Below are 16,639 nucleotides of genomic sequence, written 5' to 3' on the forward strand. Positions count from 1 at the left end.
AAAAAGAATGGACGGAAAGCATGGAGACGCAAAAATTATCTACCGTTGAAAAGGTCGGCTTCGGCGCCGGCGACATGGCGCTCAATGTCGTCATCTCGTCGATGATGTTGATCATCACCTTTTTCTATACCGATATCTATGGCTTGAAAACCACCGACCTGGCCCTGCTGTTCGTGGCCGTGAAAGTGGTGGGCGCCATCGCCGACCTCGTCATGGGGCAGATCACCGACCGCTACAGCTTCGCCTCGGGCCGCTACCGCCCATACCTGCTGTGGCTGGCCGTGCCCTTCGGCATCAGCGTGTTTTTCGTCTTCACCACGCCGGAATGGGGCTATGACGCCAAGCTGATCTGGGCATATTCCACGTATATCCTGATGACCATCATGACGGCCGGCGTGGGCATTCCCTATATCTCGCTGATCAGCGGCCTGACCAGCGACCCGCATGAGCGCCTGTCGGCCAATGGCTACCGCTTGTTCTTCGCCAAGATCGGCGCCTTCATGGTGACCATCGTCGTGCCGATCCTGTCGCAGCGCTGGGGCGGCGGCAACCCGGCCGTCGGCTACCAGGCCGCCATGGCCGTGATGGCCGTCATGGGCGTGGCCCTGTTCCTGTTCTGCTATTTCACCACCACCGAGCGCGTCGTCCACGTGGTGGAGAAGCAATCGCTGCTGGCGCAATTGAAAGTGCTGCTGCAAAACGACCAGTGGCTGGTGCTGTGCGGCGTGTGCGTCACGGGCACGGTGGGCTACGTGGTGCGCGGCTCCGTCGCCATTTATTATGCGAAATACTATCTGGGTGGCAGCACGGAAACGGTGGCCGCCTTCCTCACGACGGGCGTGGTGGCCGCCATCCTGGCCATGATCGCCTCGACCTGGATCACCAAGTTTTATTGCAAGGTCAAATTGTTCCGCTACACGCAGATCGGCGTCGCGCTGATCAGCCTGGCGATCTATTTCTTCGTCACACCGAGCGACACCGTGCTGGCCTTCGCCCTGTATTTCCTGCTGTCCTTTGTGGTCGACTTGCATGCGCCCGTGTTCTGGTCGGCCATCGCCGAGACCATCGACTATGGCCAAGTGAAAACGGGCAAGCGCGTCTCCGGCTTCGCCTTTGGCGGCATCTCCGTGTGCCAGAAGGCCGGCATGGCCGTGGCCGGCTTTTTGGTCGGCATGCTGCTGTCGTATTTCGACTACCAGCCCAACCATGAGCAAACGCAATTCGCCCTGAACGGCATCGCCCTGATGCTGTCGGTCATCCCCGGCTTCTTCCACTTGCTGATGGGCTTGCTGATGTTCAAATACCGCATCAGCGATACGTACTACAGCGGCGTGAAGTCGGAAATGCACAAGCGCGGCTACGTGGCTGCGTAAGAATAATTGAATGGAGCAAGCAATATGGCAGACGTCTTGAAACCGCTGATCGAACAGCGCGCCGACCCGCATATCTACCGTCACAGCGACGGTTACTATTACTTTACGGCCTCCGTGCCGCAGTACGACCGCATCGAACTGCGCCGCGCCGACAGCATCGCCGGCTTGGCCGGCGCGCCAACGGTCGACGTGTGGCACAAGCCGGAAACGGGGCCGTACAGCGAACTGGTGTGGGCGCCCGAGCTGCACTTCAACCAGGGTGCCTGGTATGTGTATTTCGCCGCCGCGCCGAGCCGCGAGATCAAACATAAACTGTTCCAGCACCGCATGTATGCGATCCGCAATACGCATGCGAATCCACTCGAAGGCGAGTGGGAATTCATGGGCCAGGTCGACACGGGCATCGACACTTTCTGCCTGGACGCCACCACGTTCGAGCACGACGGCGTGCTGTACTACCTGTGGGCGCAGAAAGATGTGGCCATCGAGGGCAACTCGAACCTGTACATCGCGCCGATGGCCACGCCGTGGCAGCTGGCCGGCCCGCCCGTGATGCTGAGCAAACCTGAATTCGACTGGGAAATCCGCGGCTTCTGGGTCAACGAGGGGCCATCCGTGCTGAAGCGCAACGGCAAGATATTCATCAGCTATTCGGCCAGCGCCACCGATGAAAACTACGCGATGGGCTTGCTGTGGGCCGACGAGTCCGCCGACTTGCTCGATCCGGCGGCGTGGACCAAGTCGTCCGAGCCCGTGTTTGCCACCTGCTACGAGCACGGCATCTACGGCCCCGGCCACAACAGCTTTACCACGGCCGGCGACGGCGATGGCGTATTGCTGGTGTACCATGCCCGCACCTACACGGAAATCGTTGGCGACCCTTTGTGGAACCCGGACCGCCATACCTTTGTCAAACCGCTGCGCTGGGATGCGCAAGGCATGCCCGTGTTTGGCCGTTCATCGACCCTGTAAACCCTGGATCCGACGCCATGACCCCAGTTGATTCTGTTTCAGTGACGCAAGCGCCGTTCGGCATCCTGCCCGATGGCCAGCCCGTCAGCGTATTTACCCTGACGAACCGCCAGGGCATGCAAGTCAAAGTGCTCGACTTTGGCGCCATCATCAGCGAAATCCACGTGCCTGACCGCGATGGCAGCTTTGCCGACGTGGTGCTGGGTTTTGATCGCATCGAGCCGTATCTGGCCAACGGCGCTTTCCTGGGCGCCGTCATCGGCCGCTACGGCAACCGCATCGCCGAGGGACGTTTTAGCCTCGACGGCAAGGATTACCAGTTGGCCGTCAATAATGCGCCGAATCACTTGCATGGTGGCAACCAAGGCTTTCACCAGGTCATGTGGCAGGCCGAGCCGTTCACCAGGGACGATGCCGTCGGCGTGACGTTTACGCGCAGCAGCCCGCACGGCGAAGACGGGTATCCGGGCAAGCTCGACGTCACCGTCGTGTACGAACTGGACAACGACAATGCGCTGAGCCTGCGTTACCACGCCGTGACGGACCAGGCCACGCCGATCAACCTGACCAACCACAGCTATTTCAATCTGGCGGGGCAGGGCACTATCCTCGGCCATGAGGTGACGATCAACGCGGACCGCTACCTGCCCGTGGACGCGGGGTCGATACCCACGGGCGAACTGGCGGACGTGTCCGGCACACCGTTCGACTTGCGCCAGAGCACCATTATCGGCGACAGCATAGCCCTGCCGCATGAGCAGCTGCGCATCGGCCGCGGCTACGACCATAACTTTGTGCTCAATAAACAGGCAGATCACGGGCTGAACCTGGCCGCCACCGTGCGCGACCCGCAATCGGGCAGGGTGATGCAGGTGTACACGCAGGAGCCCGGTGTCCAGTTTTATTCGGGCAATTTCCTCGACGGCAGCCAGCCCGGCAAGCTGTGCGCCAACAGTTATCGCAGCGCGCTATGTCTGGAAACCCAGCATTTTCCGGATTCGCCGAACCAGCCGCACTTCCCCAGCACCATTTTGCGCCCGGGTCAGGTGTATCAGACGCAAACCGTGTACCGCTTTTCCGCCGGGTAAGCACCCCAGTCAAAACAGCCCACGCCCTGCCGCCACGCGCTCGCAGGGCGTTTTCATTACGGCATTGTCATATCGTTTTCGATATCGGAACGCATTAAAAATTGATTGGAAAGGCATGGCAGGATTCTTTAGTATTCCAACATCGCTGCCCGGGCCGACGACATTAGATCCGGCATAGCACAACCAGGAGAATGGCATGTCTGAGACAAAAAAGAAGGTAGCCCTGCGCTCGGCCGAGTGGTTCGGCTCGCAGGACAAGAATGGCTTCATGTACCGCAGCTGGATGAAAAACCAGGGCATACCTGACCACGAATTTCATGGCAAGCCCATCATCGGCATCTGCAATACCTGGTCCGAACTGACCCCCTGCAACGCGCATTTCCGCCAACTGGCCGAGCACGTCAAGCGCGGCATCCTGGAAGCGGGCGGTTTCCCCGTGGAATTCCCCGTCTTCTCGAACGGCGAATCGAATTTGCGCCCGACAGCCATGCTGACGCGCAACCTGGCCTCGATGGACGTGGAAGAATCGATCCGCGGCAACCCGATGGACGCCGTCGTGCTGCTGGTCGGCTGCGACAAGACCACGCCAGCGCTGCTGATGGGCGCTGCCAGCGTCGATATCCCGACCATCGTCGTCAGCGGCGGTCCCATGCTGAACGGCAAGCTGAACGGCAAGGACATCGGTTCCGGCACCGCCGTGTGGCAGTTGCACGAGCAGATGAAGGCCGGATCGATCACCTTGCACCAGTTCATGTCGGCCGAATCGGGCATGTCGCGCTCGGCCGGTACCTGCAACACCATGGGTACGGCCTCGACGATGGCCAGCATGGCCGAAGCGCTGGGCACCTCGCTGCCGCACAACGCGGCTATTCCCGCCGTCGATTCGCGCCGCTACGTGCTGGCGCACATGTCGGGCATCCGCATCGTCGAAATGGTGCACGAAGACCTGCGCCTGTCGAAAGTGCTGACGCGCGAGGCATTTGAAAACGCCATCAAGGTCAACGCCGCCATCGGCGGTTCAACCAATGCCGTGATCCACCTGAAAGCGATTGCCGGCCGCATCGGCGTGCCTTTGGAGCTGGAAGACTGGACCAAGGTAGGCCGCGGCACGCCGACCATCGTCGACTTGCTGCCGTCGGGCCGTTTCCTGATGGAAGAGTTTTACTATGCGGGCGGCTTGCCGGCCGTGATACGCCGCCTGGGCGAGGGCGATTTGTTGCCGCACAAGAATGCGCTGACCGTCAACGGCAAGTCGCTGTGGGACAACTGCGTCGAAGCGCCGATCTACAACGACGAGGTGGTGCGCACGCTGGACAACCCATTGCTGGCCGATGGCGGCATTTGCGTGCTGCGCGGCAACCTGGCGCCACGCGGCGCCGTGCTGAAACCGTCGGCCGCTTCGCCGCATTTGATGCAGCACCGCGGCAAGGCCGTCGTGTTCGAAGACTTTGAACATTACAAGGCCCGCATCGTTGATCCTGATCTCGATGTGGACGCGAACTCCGTGCTGGTCATGAAGAACTGCGGCCCGAAAGGCTATCCCGGCATGGCCGAAGTGGGCAACATGGGCTTGCCGCCAAAACTGCTGGCGCAAGGCATCACCGACATGGTGCGCATCTCGGATGCGCGCATGAGCGGCACCGCCTACGGCACCGTCGTGCTGCATGTGGCGCCGGAAGCGATGGCCGGCGGTCCGCTGGGTATCGTGCGCGACGGCGACATGATCGCTCTCGATTGCCACAACGGCAGCCTGAACATCGACATCAGCGACGCGGAAATCGCCGAGCGCCTGGCGAAGCGCGAACTGGGCAGCGCGCCCGGGCCGAAGAGCGGCTACCAGCAGCTGTACATCGAACACGTGTTGCAGGCCGACGAAGGCTGCGATTTCGACTTCCTGGTCGGCAATCGCGGTTCCGCCGTGCCGCGCCACTCACATTAAGCGGAGAATCCCATGCTGTTGCTGCAATTTACGAATGAACATGGCGGGCGCTTGGTCGGCCTGCTGCAAGACGACGTCATCCGCGTCATCGAAGGCTACAACACGACGTATGCGCTGGCGCAAGACGCCATCCGGAAAAAGGTCAGTCTGGCGGACCTGGTGAACGCTACCGTCGGCAACGCCACGCATTCCTATGCCGACGTGGCCGCTGCCGGCCGCGTGCTGCCGCCGCTCGACCACGCCGACGAAGCGCACTGCTACGTGACGGGCACGGGCCTGACCCACCTGGGCAGCGCCGGCGCGCGCGATGCCATGCACAAGAAGATCGGCGGCGACGCGGAATCCTTGAGCGACTCGATGAAAATGTTCCGCCTGGGCGTGGAAGGCGGCAAGCCGGCTGACGGCACGGCCGGCGCCCAGCCAGAATGGTTCTATAAAGGCGACGGCTCCATCGTGCGCGCCGGCGGCCAGCCGCTGCGCATGCCGGACTTTGCTCTCGATGGCGGCGAAGAGCCGGAAATCGCCGGCCTGTACGTGATCGGCGACGACGGCCAGCCCTACCGGGTCGGCTACGCCATCGGCAATGAATTTTCGGACCACATCACGGAGCGCCAGAACTATCTGTACCTGGCCCACTCGAAACTGCGCGCCTGCAGCGTGGGACCGGCCCTGCTGGTGGGCGAATTGCCTGCGCATATCGCCGGTACTTCGCGCGTGCTGGACGCGGCTGGCTATGTGCGCTGGGAAAAGGCATTTGTCAGCGGCGAAGAGAATATGTCGCACACGATCGCCAACCTGGAACACCATCACTTCAAGTATCCGCTGTTCAAGCGCCCTGGCGACGTGCACGTGCACTTCTTCGGCACGGCCACGTTAAGCTTTGCCGATGGCGTGAGCGTGGCGCCGGGTGAAACCTTTGAAATCGAAGCGCCGGCCTTTGGCCCTGCCTTGCGCAACCGCCTCGACGTCTTCCCAACCGAATTTGCGAAAGTGAGCACATTATGAGTTTCAATATCACCGGTGATGCATTGATCGGCGGCGTCGCCGTCAAGGGCAATGGCGGCTTCTTCGAAGCGTGGGACCCGGCCGCGCGCGCGCACATCGCGCCCGCCTTCCACATGGTTGACGTAGCGCAAATCGACGAGGCATGCCGTCTGGCGCAAGCCGCGTTCGACCCGTTCCGCGCCACCACGGATGCGCAGCGCGCCGATTTTCTCGACACCATCGCCGCGCAAATCGGCGAGCTGGGCGACGACCTGATCGTGCGCGCCATGACGGAAAGCGGTTTGCCGCGCGCCCGCCTGGAAGGCGAACGTGGCCGCACGGTGGGTCAATTGAAACTGTTCGCCGGCTTGTTGCGCGAAGGATCGTGGACCGATGCGCGCATCGACAGCCCGCTGCCTGACCGTACGCCGCCGCGTCCTGACTTGCGCTTGCGCATGATCGGCCTGGGCCCCGTCGCCGTGTTTGCGGCCAGCAATTTCCCGCTGGCCTTCTCGGTGGCTGGCGGCGATACGGCTTCGGCCCTGGCGGCCGGCTGCCCTGTCGTCCTGAAAGCCCACTCGGCCCATCCGGGCACGTCGGAGCTGGTGGCGCGCGCCATCGTGAAAGCGATTGCCCTGTGCAAGCTGCCGGCTGGCGTGTTCGCCTTGCTGACGGGCACGGGCAATGGCATCGGCCAGGCGTTGGTTGCCCATCCCGCCATCCAGGCGGTCGGTTTTACGGGTTCGCGTTCGGGCGGCATCGCCCTGATGAAGGTGGCGGCGGAACGTCCACAGCCAATTCCCGTGTATGCGGAAATGAGCAGCATCAACCCCGTGTTCGTGCTGCCGCAAGCGCTGGCCGCCCGTGGCGCGGCGATCGCCAGCGGCTTTGCCGCCTCGCTGACCATGGGCGTGGGCCAGTTCTGCACCAATCCCGGCCTCGTGCTGGGCCTGGAAGGCGCTGACTTTACGGCGTTTGCCGCCGCTGCCGCCGAAGCGCTGGCGCCGGCGCCGGCCGCCACCATGTTGACGGCCGGTATCGCCAGCAGCTATGCCAAGGGCGTCGCCGCCCTGGCGCAGCACGCCGATGTGACGCCGCTGGTGCAAAATACGGGCGATGAAGGCAAGGGCGCCGCCGCCCTGTTCGTCACCTCGGGCGAGGCTTTCCTGGCCAAGCACGATCTGCGCGATGAAGTCTTCGGCCCGGCCTCGCTGCTGGTCGCTTGCCGCGACATCGAGCAATTGCTGGCGATCACGGAAAGCCTGGAAGGCCAGCTGACGGCCACGCTGCAGATGGATGCCGGCGACGTGGCAGATGCGCGCCGCTTGCTGCCCGTGCTGGAGCGCCGCGTGGGCCGCATCCTGGCCAACGGTTTCCCGACGGGCGTGGAAGTGTCGACGGCCATGGTGCACGGCGGCCCGTTCCCGGCCACGTCGGACGGCCGCAGCACCTCGGTCGGCACGGCGGCCATCAACCGTTTCCTGCGTCCTGTGTCCTACCAGAACCTGCCGCAAGACTTGCTGCCAGAGTCGCTGCGCGACGATAATCCGCTGGGGATCTGGCGCCGTCACGATGGCGTGCTCGGTAAAGTTTAATTGTAATTTAATCAAAAAATAAAAATAAACAGGTGGAGACAAGATGAAGCAATTGGCGAAATATGGCAGCTTGCAGGGCAAGCGCGTGTTCATCACGGGTGGCGGCAGCGGCATCGGCGAATCTTTGGTGGCGGAGTTTGCCGCCCAGGGCGCGCTGGTGGCGTTTGTCGATATCGCCGTAGAAGCGAGCGAGGCCCTGTGCCGCCGCCTGGCCGAAGCGGGCCTGGCGGCGCCATTGTTCCGCCATTGCGACATCAGGGATATTCCATCGCTGCAAGCCGTCATGGTCGAACTGGCCGACAAGCTGGGCGACTTCGATATTCTCGTCAATAATGCCGCCAACGACCAGCGCCACCAGGCGCAGGACGTCACCCTGGAATACTGGAATGAGCGCATTGCGATCAATCAACGTCCCATGTTCTTCACCTGCCAGGCCGTTTTCGAGGGCATGAAGCGCAAGGGTGGCGGTTCCATCATCAACGTCAGCTCGATTTCCTGGCACATGAAGTCGGGCGGCTACCCTGTGTATGCCACCACCAAGGCGGCCGTCGTGGGCCTCACGCGGGGCCTGGCGCGCGATTATGGCGCCCACAATATCCGCGTCAACACCGTCACACCGGGCTGGGTCATGACGCAGCGCCAGATCGACCTGTGGGTCGACGACGCGGCCGAAGTGGAAATCAAGAAAAGCCAATGCTTGCCAAGCAAGCTGATGCCACAGGACATCGCCGCCATGGTGCTGTTCCTTGCCTCGGACGATGGTGCTATGTGTTCCTCCCAGGAATTCATTGTGGATGCCGGCTGGATCTAAGCCTTAGCGCATCGTTCAATCCGCGCCGGGACTGACCGGCACCTCCGATCTAGAAATACCCTCTTGCCGCCCCAACCCCGCGGCAGGAGAGGCCTCGCCATTACATCGCCGGGTTGATCCCGGCCCTTGCTTTTCACTAAAAAACAGGAGACAGCATGAAATTCATCCATACCAGCATCGTGGCCCTCAGCCTGGCCATGGCCGGCAGCGCCTTTGCCGCGCCCGTCAGTGTCACCATCGACGTGGCCAAGCCCGGTGCCGTGATCAACAAGAACGTGTACGGCCAGTTCGCCGAGCATCTGGGTACCGGTATCTATGAAGGCATGTGGGTGGGGCCGGAGTCTTCCATTCCGAACACCAAGGGCTGGCGCAATGACGTGCTGGGCGCGCTGAAACAGTTGCACGTGCCCCTGGTGCGCTGGCCGGGCGGCTGTTTTGCCGATGAATACCACTGGAAGGACGGCATCGGCGCGCGCGCCCAGCGTCCGACCAAGGTCAATACCAACTGGGGCGGCGTGGAAGAATCGAACGCCGTCGGCACGCACGAATTCTTCGACCTGGCCGAGCTGCTGGGCGCGCAGACCTACATCAACGGCAATCTGGGCTCCGGCACGCCGCAGGAAATGTCCGAATGGCTCGAATACATGACCTCGGACAGCAAATCGACCTTGGCCGAACTGCGCCGCAAGAATGGCCGCGCCCAGCCGTATAAAGTCGATTACTTTGGCATCGGCAATGAAGCCTGGGGTTGCGGCGGCAATATGCGCCCGCAGTACTATGCCGACCTGTACAAGCACTATCACACCTTCATGAAAACGCCGGAAAGCGCGCGCCCGAAATTCATCGCCAGCGGCGGCAATGACGACGACATCAGCTGGTCCAGCACCCTGAGCCGCGAAATCAAGCCGAACATGATGGACGCCATCAGTTTCCACTACTACACGGTGCCGACCGGCGTGTGGGAAAAGAAGGGCGCCGCCACGGGTTTTGGCGAAAATGAATGGATCTCGACACTGAGCCGCACCTTGCGCATCGATAGCTTGATCAAGAACAATATCGCCGCCATCGACAAGAACGACCCCTCGAAAAAGACGGGCTTGTACGTCGATGAATGGGGCACCTGGTACGACGTCGAGCCGGGCACCAACACGGGCTTTTTGTTCCAGCAAAACAGCTTGCGCGATGCGCTCGTCGCCGCCCTGAACTTCAATATTTTCCACGCCCACGCGGACCGCGTGCGCATGACGAATATCGCGCAAATGGTCAACGTGCTGCAGGCGATGATCATCACGGACAAGGACAAATATTTCCTCACGCCCACGTATCACGCGTTTGAAATGTATGTGCCCTTCCAGGACGCCACCTCGCTGCCGGTCGCCATCCAGGGTAATGGAAAATACAGCCTGGGCAAGGTCAGCATTCCTGAAGTGAGCGCCTCGGCCGCGCGCGCCAAGGATGGCAAGGTGTATCTGTCGCTGGTCAACACGAACCCGCACAAGGCCGTCGACGTGAGCGTGGCGCTGGCCGGCAAGCAGGTGGCCAGCGTGACGGGCCGCGTGTTGACCGCAGGCAAGATGGATGCTGTCAACAGCTTTGCGCAACCGCAAGCCGTGCAGCCGGTGGCGTTCAATGCCAAGGCGCAAGGCGGCAAGCTGACCGTGTCGGTGCCTGCCAAGGCTGTCGTGGTGGTGGCCGTCGAATAAACCTGCCGATTTTGATGTATCCAGCCGGCCCGCATGACGGGCCGGCTGGTCATGTGGAGAACACGATGCGATTTTCGATAACGATGGCCTTGGTGGCCATGCTTGCCTTCAGCTCCGTCCAGGCGGCCCAGGTCAGCGTGCACGACCCCGTGATGGCCAAGGAAGGCGACACGTATTATTTGTACAGCACGGGTCCCGGCATCACCTTTTACAGTTCGAAAAACATGCTCGACTGGCAGCCGGAAGGGCGCGTCTTCGCGGGCCAGCCGACCTGGGCAAAAACAGCTGCCCCCAGCTTTGACGACCATATCTGGGCGCCCGACGTGCAATTTCACGACGGAAAATATTATCTGTATTACTCGGTGTCCGGCTTCGGCAAGAACACCTCCGGCATCGGCGTGACCGTCAACACGACCTTGAATCCCCGCGCGCCCGACTACCGCTGGGTCGACCAGGGCATGCTGCTGCAATCGGTGCCCGAGCGCGACGAGTGGAACGCCATCGACTCGAACATCATCACCGATGCCCAGGGTACGCCATGGATGTCGTTCGGCTCGTTCTGGAATGGCATCAAGCTGGTGAAACTCAATGCGGACTGGAAAACTATTGCGGAACCGCAAGAATGGCACTCGCTGGCCCGCCGCGTACCGCTGCCGCCAAGGGCGGGCAAATTCAAGCCCGCGCCCGAGGAAATCGAGGCGCCGTTCATCTTCCAGCGCGGCAACGATTACTTCCTCTTCGTTTCCTGGGGCTTGTGCTGCCAGAAGGAAAAAAGCACCTATCACCTGGCCGTGGGACGGTCCAAGAGCGTGACGGGTCCGTATCTGGACAAGGATGGCCGCGACATGGCGCAGGGCGGCGGCACGGTGCTGCTGAAAGGCGACAAGGACTGGCAAGGCCTCGGCCACAACAGCGCCTATACGTTTGACGGCAAGGATTACCTGGTGCTGCACGCCTACGAAACGGCGGACAATTATTTGCAGAAGCTCAAGATCCTGCCGATGACGTGGGACAAGGATGGCTGGCCGCAGGTCGATGCGCGCGACTTGAACCGCTATCAAAGCCGCCAATTGCCGGCCGCAAAACCCTAAGGGCGCGCCATGCACAAGACCTTGTTGACGCTGGCGCTGGCCGCCAGCGGCCTTGCCACGCCTGTCCTGCAGGCAGCCGAGCTGTTTCCCCTCTCGTCCGTGCGCTTGAAAGCGGGGCCATTCCTCGACGCGCAAACGACGGACTTGCACTATCTGCTGGCCTTCGAACCGGACAAATTGCTGGCGCCGTTTCGCCGCGAGGCGGGCTTGCCGCAAATCCAGTCCAGCTATGGCAACTGGGAATCGACGGGGCTCGATGGCCACATGGGCGGGCATTATGTGTCCGCGCTGGCGCTGATGGTGGCGTCCACGGGCGACGCGCAGGCGCGCGAACGCCTGAACTATGTAGTGGCGGAACTGAAGAAATGCCAGGACGCCAATGGCAATGGTTATCTGGGCGGCATCCCCGATGGCAATGCGGCCTGGCAAGCTATCGCCAAGGGAGAGTTGCAGGCGGACACCTTCTCCGTCAACGGTAAATGGGTGCCGTGGTACAACCTGCACAAGGTGTTTGCGGGCTTGCGCGACGCCTATCGCTACGCTGGCAATCTTGAAGCGAAAGCCATGCTGATCGCCTTGTCGGACTGGGCCGTGAAACTGTCGGGGTCCTTGAGCGACGCACAGATGCAAGCGATGCTGCGCGCCGAGCACGGCGGCATGAACGAAGTGCTGGCCGACGTCTACGCGATGACGGGTGAGCAGCGCTACATGGACCTGGCCGTGCGCTTCTCGCACCAGGCGGTATTGCAGCCGCTGGTGGAGCAACAGGACAAGCTGACGGGCTTGCATGCGAATACGCAAATTCCAAAGGTGATCGGTTTCGAGCGCATCGGCGCGCTGACGGGCCGGCGCGACTGGCAGCAGGCGGCGCAATTCTTTTGGCAAACCGTGCACGACAAGCGCACGGTGGCCATCGGTGGCAATAGTGTCAAGGAGCATTTCCACGACGAGCACGATTTTTCGTCGATGGTGGAAGAGGTCGAAGGGCCGGAAACCTGCAATACCTACAATATGCTCAAGCTCACCGAGCAACTGTTCAAGCGTGACGAGCAAGTGCGCTACGCGGATTACTACGAGCGCGCCCTGTACAACCATATCCTGTCGTCGCAGCGCCCGGGCACGGGCGGCTTCGTGTATTTCACGCCCATGCGCCCGAACCACTACCGCGTATATTCGCAAGTGGACAAGGGCATGTGGTGCTGCGTGGGTTCCGGCATCGAAAGCCAGGCCAAGTATGGCGAGTTCATCTACGCGCATGATGGCGACGCCCTGTACGTGAACCTGTTCATGGCGTCCACCCTGGACTGGGCAGAGCGGGGCGTCAAGATTGTGCAATCGACCCAGTTTCCCGACCAGGACACGACGCGCATCAAAGTGCAGGGAAATAAAACCTTCAGCATGAAGATACGCTATCCCCAGTGGGTAGCCAAGGGCAAGCTGCGCGTCAAACTCAATGGCAAGGCCCTGCGCGTGAACGGCGCACCGGGCGACTATGTGACGATTACGCGGGCCTGGAAGAACGGCGACACCGTCGATGTCACGCTACCCATGACGACGCGCCTGGAACAGATGCCGGACCAGTCGAATTACTATGCCGTGCTGCATGGCCCCATCGTGCTGGCGGCCAGGACGCAGCCGTTCGCCAATGAAGCCTTGAACTATTTTGCCGACGACTCGCGCATGGGCCATATCGCGCAGGGGCAAGTGTGTCCGCTGGAATCGTCACCGCTGTTCGTCAGCGACACAAAAGAGTTCATGCACAAGATCAAACCCGTGAAGGGCCAGCCGTTGACATTCACGGCGCCCGGGCTGATTCAGGGCAAGGATGCGGCGAAGATCAAACTGATCCCGTTCTTCCGCCTGCATGACTCTCGCTACATGCTGTACTGGCCCGTGTCCACGCCGGCCAGGCTGGCGCAGCTGCAGGAAACCACACGGCAAGCCGAAGCGCAGCGGCTGGCGCTCGATGCGCAAACCATCGACCAAGTGGCGCCGGGACAACAGCAGCCGGAATCCGATCATTTCTTCCAGGCCGAAGGTGGAGAAAACGGTGTCAACAAGGGCAGGCATTGGCGCCACGCCACAGGCTGGTTCAGCTATGAACTGAGCGACCCGCAAGCCGAAGCGAAGATATTGCGCCTGACCCTGTCCACCCTGGATGCGGGCCGCGTCTTCGACGTCTTGCTCAACGGGGTCAAGGTTGAAGCAGTCGCCGTGGCGGCCGATGCGCCGCAAGAGCTGCATACGGTCGATATTGCCGTGCCTGCGGCGCTGGTAGCGGCCGCCAAGGGCAAATTGACCGTGAAATTTGTCGCCGGCAAGGATTCCGTGGCGGGCGGCCTGTACGGCTTGCGCCTGCTGCGCTGAGGGAAGAGGCGACTTTGCTTGTTCTACTGATACGCAAATCGGTATCGCAAGCGAAAAAGAATTGATTGGATGGCTATGTTGCTTTCTCCTACCATGGGTTCATAAAAAACCGCCCATCCGGCATCCGGCTGTGATGGTATTCCAAAAAAACTGGAGACAAGAATGAAATTGACACGCCGCACACTCCTCGCCAGCGCCATGCTGCTCGCACTGTCCGCTACTTCTTCCGCTTTTGCCGCCAAGCCCCTCGTCATGGGCTTTTCGCAGGTGGGCGCCGAAAGCGAATGGCGCACCGCCAATACCGTCTCCATCAAGGATGCGGCCAAGAAAGATGGCGTCACCTTGAAATTTGCCGATGCGCAGCAAAAGCAGGAAAACCAGGTCAAGGCGTTGCGCTCGTTCATCGCGCAAAAGGTCGACGTGATCGCCTTCTCGCCGGTCGTTGAGTCCGGCTGGGATACCGTCTTGCGCGAAGCCAAGGCTGCCAAGATTCCCGTCATCCTGACGGACCGCGCCGTCAACGTGGCCGACAAATCGCTGTACGTGACCTTTATCGGTTCCGATTTCGTGGAAGAGGGCCGCCGCGCCGGCCAATGGCTGCTCGAGCACGCCAAGAAAACCCCGGACGCGCAACTGAACATCGTCGAGCTGCAAGGCACAGTCGGTTCGGCGCCAGCCATCGACCGCAAGGAAGGTTTCCAGGAAGTCATCGGCAAGAACCCGAAGCTGAAGATCATCCGTTCGCAAACGGGCGACTTTACACGCGCCAAGGGCAAGGAAGTGATGGAAGCGTTCCTGAAGGCCGAGGGCAAGAAGATCAACGTGTTGTACGCGCACAATGACGACATGGCCATCGGCGCCATCCAGGCCATCGAAGAAGCGGGCATGAAACCGGGCAAGGACATCATCATCATCTCGATCGATGGCGTCAAAGGCGCGTTCGAAGCCATGATCGCCGGCAAGCTGAACGTCACCGTGGAATGCAGCCCGCTGCTGGGCCCGCAACTGATGTCGATTGCCCGCGACGTCGTGGCCGGTAAACCCGTGCCAGCGCGCATCACGACGGTGGAAGGCGTGTTCCCTGCCGAGGTGGCCGCCAAGGAATTCCCGAACCGTAAGTACTAAGCTTGCCGCATGATGAATACGCAAGCGCAACACAATGCCGCGCCAGCTCCCTTGCTGGAGTTGCGCGGCATCAGCAAATCCTTTCCTGGCGTCAAAGCTCTCAGCGACGTTGCCCTGCGCCTGTATCCGGGCGAAGTGCACACCCTGATGGGACAAAATGGCGCCGGGAAATCGACGCTGATCAAGGTGCTGACGGGTGTCTACACGCCCGACAGCGGCCAGATTCTGCTCGATGGCAAGGCCATCGCCCCCGCATCCACGTCGGATGCGCAGTTGCTCGGCATCAGCACCGTGTACCAGGAAGTCAATCTGTGCCCGAACCTGTCGGTGGCGGAAAACATTTTTATCGGCCGCTATCCGCGCCGCTTCGGGGCGATCGATTGGCGTTCCATGCAGCAGCAGGCGCGTGCCTTGCTGCAGCAGTTGCAGATCGATATCGATGTCACGGCGCAACTGTCCAGCTTTCCGCTGGCCATCCAGCAAATGGTGGCCATTTCGCGCGCGCTGAACATTTCGGCCCGCGTGCTGATCCTCGACGAACCCACGTCCAGCCTGGACGAGGCGGAAGTCAATCTGCTGTTTTCCGTGCTGCGCCGCCTGCGCGAGCAGGGCATGGCGATTCTGTTTGTGACCCACTTCCTTGACCAGACCTACGCCATTTCCGACCGCATCACCGTCATGCGCAATGGCGAGCGCGAGGGAGAGTATGCGTGCAGCGAACTGTCGCGCCTGGCGCTGGTCAATAAAATGATCGGCGTGGCGGCCGACACGCAGGAACAAACGCTGGATCTGGCGCAAGAAGCGGGCGCCGCCAGCTTTGGCCCGACTGTGCTCGAAGCGCAGGGACTGGGCCGCAAGGGCGCCTTGCTGCCCATGGATTTCCACATCCGCCAGGGTGAATTGCTGGGCCTGGCCGGTTTACTCGGTTCGGGCCGCACGGAACTGGCGCGTTTGCTGTTCGGCGCCGACAAGGCCGACTCTGGCAGCATCGTCATGCAAGGCAAGGCACGCCAGTTCAACGTGCCACGCGACGCGATTGCCCAGGACATCGGCTTTTGCTCGGAAGACCGCAAGCACGAGGGCGCGATCCTGTCGCTGTCCGTGCGCGAAAACATTATTTTGGCCTTGCAGGCCCGCACGGGCTTGCTGCGCGCCATCCCGTTCAAACGCCAGCAGGCGCTGGCCGACGAGTACGTCAAAGCGCTCGGCATCAAGACGGCCAGCATCGAAACGCCGATCGGCAGCCTGTCGGGCGGCAATCAACAAAAGGCCCTGCTGGCGCGCTGGCTGGTGACCTCGCCGGCCATGCTGATTCTCGATGAACCGACGCGCGGCATCGACGTGCGCGCCAAGCAGGAAATCATGAGCTATGTGAGCAAACTCTGCCGCAAGGGCATGGCGATATTGTTCATCTCGTCGGAGTTGCCGGAAGTGCTGCGCTGCAGCGACCGTATCCTCGTCATGCGCGACCGCAAGGCCTGCGGCGACTATGCGCGCGGCGAGCTGGACGACAGCTCCGTGCTGCAAGTGATCGCCGGAGACGCCACATGAGTTTATCCACGCCATCGAGCGCGCCACTGGCGCGTGCGGC

General features: G+C 61.6%; 12 protein-coding genes. All 12 read left to right on the forward strand.

The annotated features are described in order from the left end of the window. The first annotated feature begins 20 nt into the window (after positions 1–20). The 12 genes from HWE17_RS19285 (at position 21) to HWE17_RS19340 (ending at position 16,599) form a co-directional block, all read left to right on the forward strand. Entirely contained in the window at positions 21–1,373 is a 1,353-nt protein-coding gene (locus HWE17_RS19285; protein WP_099401175.1) for an MFS transporter, read from the forward strand. Between the two features lie 24 nt (positions 1,374–1,397). After that, positions 1,398–2,345, forward strand: a complete 948-nt coding sequence (locus HWE17_RS19290; protein WP_176389844.1) for a family 43 glycosylhydrolase — start codon at positions 1,398–1,400, stop codon at positions 2,343–2,345. A gap of 17 nt (positions 2,346–2,362) precedes the next feature. Further along, positions 2,363–3,433 (forward strand): aldose epimerase family protein, encoded by a 1,071-nt coding sequence (locus tag HWE17_RS19295; RefSeq protein WP_176389845.1) that lies wholly within the window; start codon positions 2,363–2,365, stop codon positions 3,431–3,433. 196 nt (positions 3,434–3,629) lie between these two features. Further along, a complete protein-coding gene (locus HWE17_RS19300) occupies positions 3,630–5,372 on the forward strand; it encodes an IlvD/Edd family dehydratase (RefSeq protein WP_035823649.1) in 1,743 nt (580 codons plus the stop codon). Between the two features lie 12 nt (positions 5,373–5,384). Beyond that, positions 5,385–6,377, forward strand: a complete 993-nt coding sequence (araD1, locus tag HWE17_RS19305) for an AraD1 family protein (RefSeq protein WP_176389846.1) — start codon at positions 5,385–5,387, stop codon at positions 6,375–6,377. Beyond that, the gene (locus tag HWE17_RS19310) at positions 6,374–7,951 is read left to right on the forward strand and encodes an aldehyde dehydrogenase (NADP(+)) (protein ID WP_176389847.1); all 1,578 of its coding nucleotides are present in this window, start codon (positions 6,374–6,376) and stop codon (positions 7,949–7,951) included. The genes araD1 and HWE17_RS19310 overlap by 4 nt, the downstream gene beginning before the upstream one ends. Positions 7,952–7,994: 43 nt before the next feature. Then, positions 7,995–8,762, forward strand: a complete 768-nt coding sequence (locus HWE17_RS19315; protein ID WP_176389848.1) for an SDR family NAD(P)-dependent oxidoreductase — start codon at positions 7,995–7,997, stop codon at positions 8,760–8,762. 155 nt (positions 8,763–8,917) lie between these two features. After that, a complete protein-coding gene (locus tag HWE17_RS19320) occupies positions 8,918–10,465 on the forward strand; it encodes an alpha-N-arabinofuranosidase (protein WP_176389849.1) in 1,548 nt (515 codons plus the stop codon). Between the two features lie 65 nt (positions 10,466–10,530). Next, positions 10,531–11,556, forward strand: a complete 1,026-nt coding sequence (locus HWE17_RS19325; RefSeq protein ID WP_176389850.1) for an arabinan endo-1,5-alpha-L-arabinosidase — start codon at positions 10,531–10,533, stop codon at positions 11,554–11,556. Between the two features lie 9 nt (positions 11,557–11,565). Then, entirely contained in the window at positions 11,566–13,923 is a 2,358-nt protein-coding gene (locus HWE17_RS19330; protein ID WP_176389851.1) for a glycoside hydrolase family 127 protein, read from the forward strand. Positions 13,924–14,085: 162 nt separating this feature from the next. Beyond that, positions 14,086–15,048 carry an ABC transporter substrate-binding protein gene (locus tag HWE17_RS19335; protein ID WP_035823666.1) on the forward strand — a complete coding sequence of 321 codons (963 nt, stop codon included), beginning with the start codon at positions 14,086–14,088 and terminating at the stop codon, positions 15,046–15,048. Between the two features lie 9 nt (positions 15,049–15,057). Then, a complete protein-coding gene (locus HWE17_RS19340; protein WP_176389852.1) occupies positions 15,058–16,599 on the forward strand; it encodes a sugar ABC transporter ATP-binding protein in 1,542 nt (513 codons plus the stop codon). Positions 16,600–16,639 lie beyond the last annotated feature (40 nt).

Origin of the sequence: Janthinobacterium sp. BJB401, from assembly GCF_013372745.1 — a bacterium.
Lineage (GTDB): Bacteria > Pseudomonadota > Gammaproteobacteria > Burkholderiales > Burkholderiaceae_D > Janthinobacterium > Janthinobacterium rivuli.